The 8,377-nt window shown below is 36.5% G+C and carries 7 protein-coding genes and 1 tRNA gene; 3 read left to right on the forward strand and 5 right to left on the reverse strand.

Going from position 1 to position 8,377, the window contains the following annotated elements:
* Positions 1-10 precede the first annotated feature (10 nt).
* A tRNA-Cys gene (locus BTN98_RS07445) sits at positions 11-84 on the reverse strand.
* 150 nt (positions 85-234) lie between these two features.
* Positions 235-1,158 (reverse strand): PfkB family carbohydrate kinase, encoded by a 924-nt coding sequence (locus tag BTN98_RS07450; protein WP_061000545.1) that lies wholly within the window; start codon positions 1,156-1,158, stop codon positions 235-237.
* Positions 1,159-1,623: 465 nt separating this feature from the next.
* Here BTN98_RS07450 and BTN98_RS07455 point away from each other — a divergent pair, with 465 nt between their 5' ends.
* On the forward strand, positions 1,624-3,501 hold the full coding sequence (locus tag BTN98_RS07455; protein ID WP_061000547.1) for a DUF294 nucleotidyltransferase-like domain-containing protein: 1,878 nt from the start codon (positions 1,624-1,626) through the stop codon (positions 3,499-3,501).
* Positions 3,502-3,516: 15 nt separating this feature from the next.
* On the forward strand, positions 3,517-4,266 hold the full coding sequence (locus BTN98_RS07460) for a 3'-5' exonuclease (protein WP_061000549.1): 750 nt from the start codon (positions 3,517-3,519) through the stop codon (positions 4,264-4,266).
* Positions 4,267-4,370: 104 nt separating this feature from the next.
* Here the strand turns inward: BTN98_RS07460 and BTN98_RS07465 are convergent, their stop codons facing one another.
* From BTN98_RS07465 to BTN98_RS07475, 3 genes are all read right to left on the reverse strand, one after another.
* Entirely contained in the window at positions 4,371-5,945 is a 1,575-nt protein-coding gene (locus BTN98_RS07465) for a BCCT family transporter (RefSeq protein ID WP_061000551.1), read from the reverse strand.
* Between the two features lie 576 nt (positions 5,946-6,521).
* Complete coding sequence (locus BTN98_RS07470) at positions 6,522-6,728, reverse strand: hypothetical protein (RefSeq protein WP_061000553.1); 207 nt, start codon at positions 6,726-6,728, stop codon at positions 6,522-6,524.
* Between the two features lie 65 nt (positions 6,729-6,793).
* A complete protein-coding gene (locus BTN98_RS07475) occupies positions 6,794-7,111 on the reverse strand; it encodes a glutaredoxin domain-containing protein (RefSeq protein WP_061000555.1) in 318 nt (105 codons plus the stop codon).
* Between the two features lie 384 nt (positions 7,112-7,495).
* On the opposite strand from BTN98_RS07475, the gene amrA reads away from it, so the two are divergent.
* Entirely contained in the window at positions 7,496-8,116 is a 621-nt protein-coding gene (gene amrA / locus BTN98_RS07480; RefSeq protein WP_061000558.1) for an AmmeMemoRadiSam system protein A, read from the forward strand.
* Positions 8,117-8,377: the final 261 nt, after the last annotated feature.

An 8,377-nucleotide genomic window follows, 5' to 3' on the forward strand; every position in this document is an offset into this window, starting at 1 on the left:
AGAGGAAGTATGGAGGCGCGTCCCGGAGTCGAACCGAGGTACACGGATTTGCAATCCGCTGCATAGCCACTCTGCCAACGCGCCATATTTCCTAACCAGAGACGCTGATGTCTCGTGGTATGGGATGCATTGTACGGATTGCTGGTGTTGAGTCAACAGCATTTTTTGATTTTATATTCGTTTGATTATTTTACATACAAAACAAGTCGTTCCGATTATATGCCATACAACAAACTACATAATGTCACGCATTGAATCTGAAGGAATTATCGCATCTGAACAGGTTGTTACTCGATGACTCAGCTTTTGTGCTAATAATAACGACTGTGCAATAGTGTGTTTATTCATTCGCTCAGCAAGATATCCTGCCACAAAGGCATTATCTGCAATATCATCACCGTGTTTAACGGCCAACTTGATGCTTGCGACACGTAATAGTGAGTTTGAACTAATCACTAAACTACATACAGTACATCCTTTTTTCTTAGTCTGCTTAAAAACAACCTCACGGCAACCCCATTTAATATAACGTTGAGTTAAATAACGCGAGCTTCCCCAAATTCGCATTTCATCATTTAAATCAATAAAAGCAATATCGACATAAGGAAAGATTTTTCCGTACCAATATTGAGCTTGCCTTGTTGACCACAAGTCATTTCGAAAATTATTATCGATATAAACTTTACCGCCTTTTTGTTTATGTATATCCAATAACGACAACAATAATGTTTTATCATCATCCGTTAATGCTGCAATACTGCTACCGCTGATATAAATCGCACCATAATCATGATTCATTAAAGCATGATTTAATAATGCTGGCCCATGAGAAAAATAATACCGCATCGCATTATCTTTATTCCAATAATGATAATGTCGTTGGCCATGACTGTCGGTTTCAATAAAACATAAATTAGGGTATTTAGTTGCTAAACATTTGACTAAGCTAGTATCTATATTTTCTTGTTGCCAACACTGCATCATTTTCATCGATATTTTTTCAATACCAATACAGGTTGCATAACTGACATCAATGGCACGAGAGCCGCCCAAACGTGCCAAATATAAGGCTCGATTAACGACATTTCCGCCATATGTTTGGTGTCGGGGTGAATGGTTTAGCTCAACTAATGCTTCGCCCAAAAATACAATCTTCATATCTTCCTCGCTATAGATAGCGGTAGATGACAATACGTATATTGAAACTGACTAATTAAAAGCGTAATACATTCTGCTTTATCTCTATCCTTACAATATTCTAGATTTCGACTTATTTTAGCGTTAAGTTTCATTTAAAACAGAAAAATAAAATATACCTATAAATTAGTATTTTTTTCGCTATTTCATGCTAAAAAACACGGTCAGTATTTATGATACAGAGCACTCAAAATAATGATATATATTGATAGATAACATCTAAGAACGGCTGATGCATTGATAAGATAAATATACATTTAACGCTTACAGCTGTAATTGTTAACAATGAACTATATATGATTTAAGCACCAGCATAGGTTACAATTTCACAAGTAATAACGCTTTATGACGATGTAATATATATCGCCTTCTAATTATTATCTGCGGAGCCTTGCTCCTGTTTTTTTTATTGATATGGACTGAGATATGGAAGCAGAACAAATAGAAATACTTAATTTTATCAGCCAATATCCCCCCTTCGATTTGTTACCAGAAGAACAACTGAATGAATTAGCGATCGAAATTGAGGTGGCCTATCACCGTGCAGACAGCATGATTTTAAACTTAGGTGATAGTATCAATGATTTGTTTCTTATTCGAAGCGGCGCAGTCGAAGTTTATCGCCGCAAAGGGGAACTCTATAACCGCTTAGATGAGGGAGATATTTTTGGCCAAATGGGATTATTAATGAATAATCGCGTTAGAATGCCAGCGAAAGCTTTAGAAGATACCCTTCTCTACTGTATTCCTAATAACCTCTTTACCAAACTCTGTGACGATTTCGATAGCTTTGCAGATTTTGTCGAAGTTGATGATGGTTCTCGACTTCGCCATGCAGTGTCTCGCCAAAATGATGAAAACGATTTAACCACATCTAAAGTTCGTACATTATTAACGCGTGATGCGGTGATCCTTGATCAAAATGCAACCATTCAAGTCGCCGCTCAAACGATGGCAGAGGAAGGTATATCTGCATTGTTAATCAGTGATGAAACTATCGTTGATGACGACGATGATAACGACTTAGTTGTGGGTATTATTACCGATCGTGATTTATGTACCCGCGTCCTAGCGCAAGGAGTGTCAACGTCTAACCCTGTTTCAACTGTTATGTCAGCAGATCCAATCACACTGGATCATAATGCCTATGTCTTTGAAGCCATGTTGACGATGTTGCGCTATAACATTCATCACCTTCCTGTTATGCGAAACAAGCACCCAGTTGGCATCATTAGTGTATCTGATATTGTCCGCTATGAATCTCAAAACAGTTTATTACTGGTAAGCAGTATCTATCAGCAACAATCAGTCGAAGAATTAACGGTACTCTCAACTCAAGTTAAAGATTGTTTTGTACGCATGGTCAATGAAGATGCCAACTCGCATATGATTGGTAGCGCAATGGCTGAAATCGGACGAAGCTTTAAGCAACGGTTACTAGAGCTTGCAGAAGAAGAGTATGGTCCACCTCCAGTGCCTTATTGTTTCCTTGCTTTAGGATCAATGGCTCGTGACGAACAATTGATTGTTACCGACCAAGATAATGCCATTATTCTTGATAACAACTTCAATCATGATAAGCATAATGCTTACTTTGAAAAACTATCAAAGTTTGTCTGTGATGGGCTTGCTGAATGTGGTTATACCTACTGTACTGGTGACATTATGGCCACGAATCCTGAATGGCGAAAAACACGTCAGCAATGGGAAGATTGCTTCGCCGATTGGATTGATAATCCTAAACCTGTCGCATTACTTAATAGCTCAATATTTTTTGACCTTGGTGGTGTGTGGGGCAAAACGAAATGGGCAAAACAGCTCAATGGTTTTATTGTTCGACGAGCACGTAATAGTCCTCGCTTCTTATCTTGTTTAGCACGTAATGCATTAAATCGCACTCCGCCGCTTGGTTTTTTCAAAGATTTTGTGATGGAAAAAGACGGCCGTCATAACAACTCAATCAACCTTAAACGCCGTGGTACCGCACCTTTAGCGGATTTGATCCGTGTGCATGCCCTTGCTGTTGGTTCTCGTTCACAAAACTCACTTGAACGCCTTGATGACATCATTGATAGCGGTATTTTACCGCCAGGTCGAGCACAAGACTTACGTGATGCGATGGAATATATTTCACTCGTACGTATTCGTCACCAAGCACTTGATATTGAAGCTGGGATCGAGCCAGATAACAGTATAGAGCCTGAAAATATGTCTGATTTTGAACGTAGAAATCTTAAAGATGCATTTCAAATATTAAGTAAAGCACAAAACTTTGTTAAGTTTCGCTATCAGTCAGCAAGATAATAAAAAGAGCTATTAATGTTTCGTAATAGATCAAAACAATCTGCTTCTGCTCATTTTACCCGTAATATACCGGTACCTGACTGGCATTTACGCTTTCAAAATCTAGCGCAAGAAGCAAAAGATAGCCGAATAAAATCTTATTATCAGGCTGGCATTATCTCTGAAGAGATTCCACTAAACGAGGTGCCATTTGTTGCTCTCGATTTTGAAACAACAGGGCTCAATTCAGAAATTGATGATATTGTTAGTATCGGTTTAGTTCCCTTTGATATTCATCGTATTTATTGTCGCCAATCACAGCATTGGGTTGTAAAACCCAAAGTAAAACTTGAAGACGATTCTGTCGTTATTCATGGTATTACACACTCTGACGTGCAACAAGCCCCTGATTTACGACGCATTCTAGAAGCGGTATTAGACGCACTAGCAGGAAAAGTTGTTGTGGTGCATTATAAAAATATCGAGCGACAATTTATGGATCAGGCGTTAAAAATTCGCTTAGGTGAAGGGATTCAATTTCCTGTTGTTGATACTCTAGCTATTGAAGCAACCATTCAACAACAACAAGTAAATGGGCTATGGAATAAATTAAAAGGTAAACGTCCAGGTTCAGTACGACTAGGAAAATGCCGTTCTCGTTATGGTCTTCCAGCCTACCAACCCCACCATGCTTTAACTGATGCGTTAGCAACGGCTGAGTTACTTCAAGCACAAATAGCTTATCATTTCAGTCCAGATACCCCCATTGGTCAACTTTGGGAGTAAGAAAGCTATAATAGAGAAACTATAGCCATAAAAAAGCAGCTACTCAGAACTTATTCTGGTAGCTGCTTTTTATTACGTTAACGTTATGTTACTTAACGAATAGATTATTTATTACGCTCGGTTCTAAAGCCCATCAATAAGCTGACACACATAAGTAATAAAATAAATGTAAACGGTAATGCAGTCGAAATAGTACCCGCTTGTAATGCTTCAATCGCTTGCGTACCACCAACCCACAATAAGGCTATCGCAATAATACCTTCAACAGCAGCCCAGAAAATACGTTGAGCGACAGGGTTATCAACTTTACCACCAGCAGTAATACTATCAATTACCAATGAACCTGAATCTGATGATGTTACAAAGAACACCAAAATTAGAATCACCGAAATAAACGATAAAATAGTACCAAATGGTAAGGCATCGTACATTTCAAACATTGCTAACGGTACTTGAGTAATACCTTTTGCTCCTAATGTACCAATATGGTCCATAATTTGATGAATAGCCTGACCACCAAATACTGACATCCAAACAATTGTCACTGCTGTTGGAATAATTAATACCGCAATCAAGAATTCACGAACAGTACGACCTTTTGAGATACGAGCAATAAATGAACCAACAAATGGTGACCATGAGATCCACCATGCCCAGTAAACAACAGTCCAAGCATGCATCCATTTTTCATCTGCACGATCATAAGGATTACTTAATGGAATAAAGTTTTCAACATATCCTATAACTGTCTTTGGAATCGTATCAATAGAAACAGCAAGGCCAACAAGTCCTACAAAAATCAATAAGACAACGGCAACCATCATATTAATATTACTAAGTAATTTAACCCCAGAATCAATGCCTTTTGCTACAGAATAAATAGCAACACAAGTGACAACAATAATAATACCAATCTGTAATTCTAAGCCACCATGCGTGCCAAATACATGGTTAATACCACTAGCTGCTTGTTGTGCGCCCAAGCCTAATGAAGTAGCTAAACCAAACAATGTCGCCAAAACAGCGAGAATATCAATGATATGCCCAGCCCAACCCCAAGTGCGGTCACCTAGAATAGGATAAAACACTGAACGAATAGAAAGAGGTAGGCCTTTATTATAAGCAAAATATGCCATTGATAATGCAACAACACCGTAAATAGCCCAAGGGTGTAAGCCCCAGTGATACATGGTAGCACCCATCGCAACCTTAAAGGCTTCTGGCGTTCCTGGTGTTACATTTAATGGTGTGGTTCCCCCCCACCCTGTGAAATAAGCAGCAGGCTCGGCTACACTCCAAAACATTAAGCCAATGCCCATACCTGCGGCGAATAGCATTGAAAGCCATGATAATGTTGTATGTTCGGCTTCTGCGTCTTTACCACCTAGACGAATACGTCCATATGGTGAAACAATCAATGCCAAACAAAAGAAAACGAAGAAATTACCAGCCCAAATAAATAAAGAGGCAAATTGATTAACAATTGCACTTTTTACACTATCCAATGCTGCTTTTGCTGTTGCTGGATCGGTGATTAAAATGGCAACTAAAAAAATGATTATTAGTCCAGCACTCACACCAAAAACGGCATTATGCACATCAAATCCCCACTTTTGGACATTATCCTGCCCAATAGTGTAATCCGTATTATTGATACTATATTTATCGTGTTTACTCATTTATTACATCCTGTTAGATATCGCCTCAACTCTAATATTTAGCCATGTAAACAAAAATTAAAGCGCTATTATATAACCATTAATAGGCAATAACTGTCAACATATAGTAAAAACAGCCACATAGGCTAATTTCACTGTTCTACAATCTAAATATATTCGCTGTTATTGATTAGTTTTAATGACCATAATCGTATCTTTATTTGTACTCTAATCAATCATTGCTACAACTTTAGTTCATTTTAAATTTTTAACTGTTTTTTATATGCTACGACAACAAAATAAAATTATTTTTATTATTTTTAATCAATAGATTAGCGATAATATTGGAAAATAAGACAACCAATAATATTTGCAATATATAGACAAACAATCGTTACACTTATTTATAATATTATAAGACTTAATTAGTTTTTATTTATCGATGTATTTTAATCGTGAGTAAAAACTATTAGCAAGATAAGATAACCGTAGAAATAACGTATAATTAATTATTAAGTTTGCAGAAATTAAAATTAAATTGGTGATATTTTATACAAAACAGCACCAAAAATAGTCAAATAACGACACTAGAATCAGTTAATTAAACTCAAGAGAGATAAAAGTACACCCTTTTGAACAACTAATACCAGGTTGTTCACTCTGTTCTGGCGTAATAAGCATTAACGGTTGTTGGCAATGTTTACAAGCAACTACTTTACCTTGCATAACCTTTTTAATCACGGCATGCTGATCGCTAAATGATTTCTTGGTTTGCTTATTCAATTGCGAAAAATCTAATTTCATATTTTGAGCTCTTGCGTTAACTATAAAAAGGGCTATTCACCCTTTTCATTAATATCTTAATGATTTTATAATTCAAAATCATCAAAATCATTATTATCTATTTGGCGCTCAAGGTATGCGACTAAATCATCATGACCACCAATATAATGACCCGCTAAAATAATCTGCGGTACTGTTCTTACATTAACATTGGCAAATTGGTGAATAAAATCAACCATCACTGTTTTGGTTAACTGTTGTCCCAATACTAATGTTGAGTACTCAATACCCTGTTGGTCAAGTAATGCTTTTGCTTTTACACAATAAGGGCAATTAGGCTGTGTGATAACAACACTTTGGTATGCCATTAACTGCTCGATTGTCAAACCTTGGTCAGTGCTCATAAATTCATTTATCTTCTAGATCAAAAACGGCATTAACGATAAAACAATATCAAGTACTAGTAAATTTTATAAACAACACAATCTAAAAAACAGTGAAAAAAGTACAAATATCACCCATATTGTTCAGTTTTCCCTCTCAAATATATAAAAATTACACACTGCATAAGTTTGACAAACAAGTTAACAATTTTTACTTCAACAGATATTGAATAATCATTAAAAATAGATAATATGAATCATGACAGTGAAATAAGTTATTGCCATTAAAAGGCTTTTTATCACTAACTCAATCACTGAGAAGCATTTTATAAATCACTATTTACACACTTCATTATTCATATACGGATGTATTGTTTTTTTATAATATTCCAAAGGAGAGCACTGGTGGATATTTCAACTGTCACATATCAAACATACAATAAAGGTGAACTTACGCAGCTACTGGATATTGCCCGTGATGCTATTCGAGGTCATTTTTCAGATGAAGCTATTTCAACCTCAGCACCAAAAGTGAATCACTACACACGCAAAATGTTACAACCAGCAGCATGTTTTGTAACCTTAGAAGTTAACGGACAACTGCAAGGTTGTATTGGTTCAACCATTGCAACAAGACCTTTAATTTTAGAGATGCACAATAAAGCGATTGCGAGTGCCTATGAAGATCGCCGTTTTATGCCTCTTGCTGAAGATCAACTTGATGATTTAAGTATTGAAGTAGAAGTTCTATCGCCACTTGTTATTCAGCCGTTTAGTACCGAAGCTGAGTTATTTGAATATTTATCTCATCATAAACAAGGCGTGTTATTAATAGATAAACATGTACAGACAGTTGTATTACCTAGTGCATGGCGTCGAGGGTTATCAACCCCACAATTTATACAGCTGCTCAAGCAAAAAGCCGGTTGGTCGACTAATTATTGGTCCGACACTATGGTCATTAAAACATTTACCACTTGTGCGCTAAAAGAAAATTTCAAAACAATTCGGGGGAAATATTTCTAATATTAACACCACAATTAACCTCATCCAGACAAAACAGCATGTTCTCTAACGCTGTTTTGTCGACAAGATAACATAGCCTCTTTTCACTCATGACATAGTTAACAACATCCAATCTCTAAGGTTATTCAATCTTTCATTTATATAGTGATAGCTCAAATTAAACCTCTGTTTGGGTTAAATTAACCACTCAAACTGCAAATTTTCACATTGATAACGACAATGTTATTCTCGATGGATTATTATCAAACAAATTCTATAACG

Origin of the sequence: Photobacterium aquimaris (genome assembly GCF_002954455.1) — a bacterium.
In the GTDB taxonomy this organism is placed as follows: domain Bacteria; phylum Pseudomonadota; class Gammaproteobacteria; order Enterobacterales; family Vibrionaceae; genus Photobacterium; species Photobacterium aquimaris.

Bases quoted from the DNA above. Each gene is read 5' to 3' on its own strand.
- BTN98_RS07460 (WP_061000549.1), top strand. From the start codon at position 3,517: ATGTTTCGTAATAGATCAAAACAATCTGCTTCTGCTCATTTTACCCGT.
- BTN98_RS07475 (WP_061000555.1), bottom strand. From the start codon at position 7,111: ATGAGCACTGACCAAGGTTTGACAATCGAGCAGTTAATGGCATACCAA.
- BTN98_RS07465 (WP_061000551.1), bottom strand. From the start codon at position 5,945: ATGAGTAAACACGATAAATATAGTATCAATAATACGGATTACACTATT.
- BTN98_RS07470 (WP_061000553.1), bottom strand. From the start codon at position 6,728: ATGAAATTAGATTTTTCGCAATTGAATAAGCAAACCAAGAAATCATTT.
- BTN98_RS07455 (WP_061000547.1), top strand. From the start codon at position 1,624: ATGGAAGCAGAACAAATAGAAATACTTAATTTTATCAGCCAATATCCC.
- BTN98_RS07450 (WP_061000545.1), bottom strand. From the start codon at position 1,158: ATGAAGATTGTATTTTTGGGCGAAGCATTAGTTGAGCTAAACCATTCA.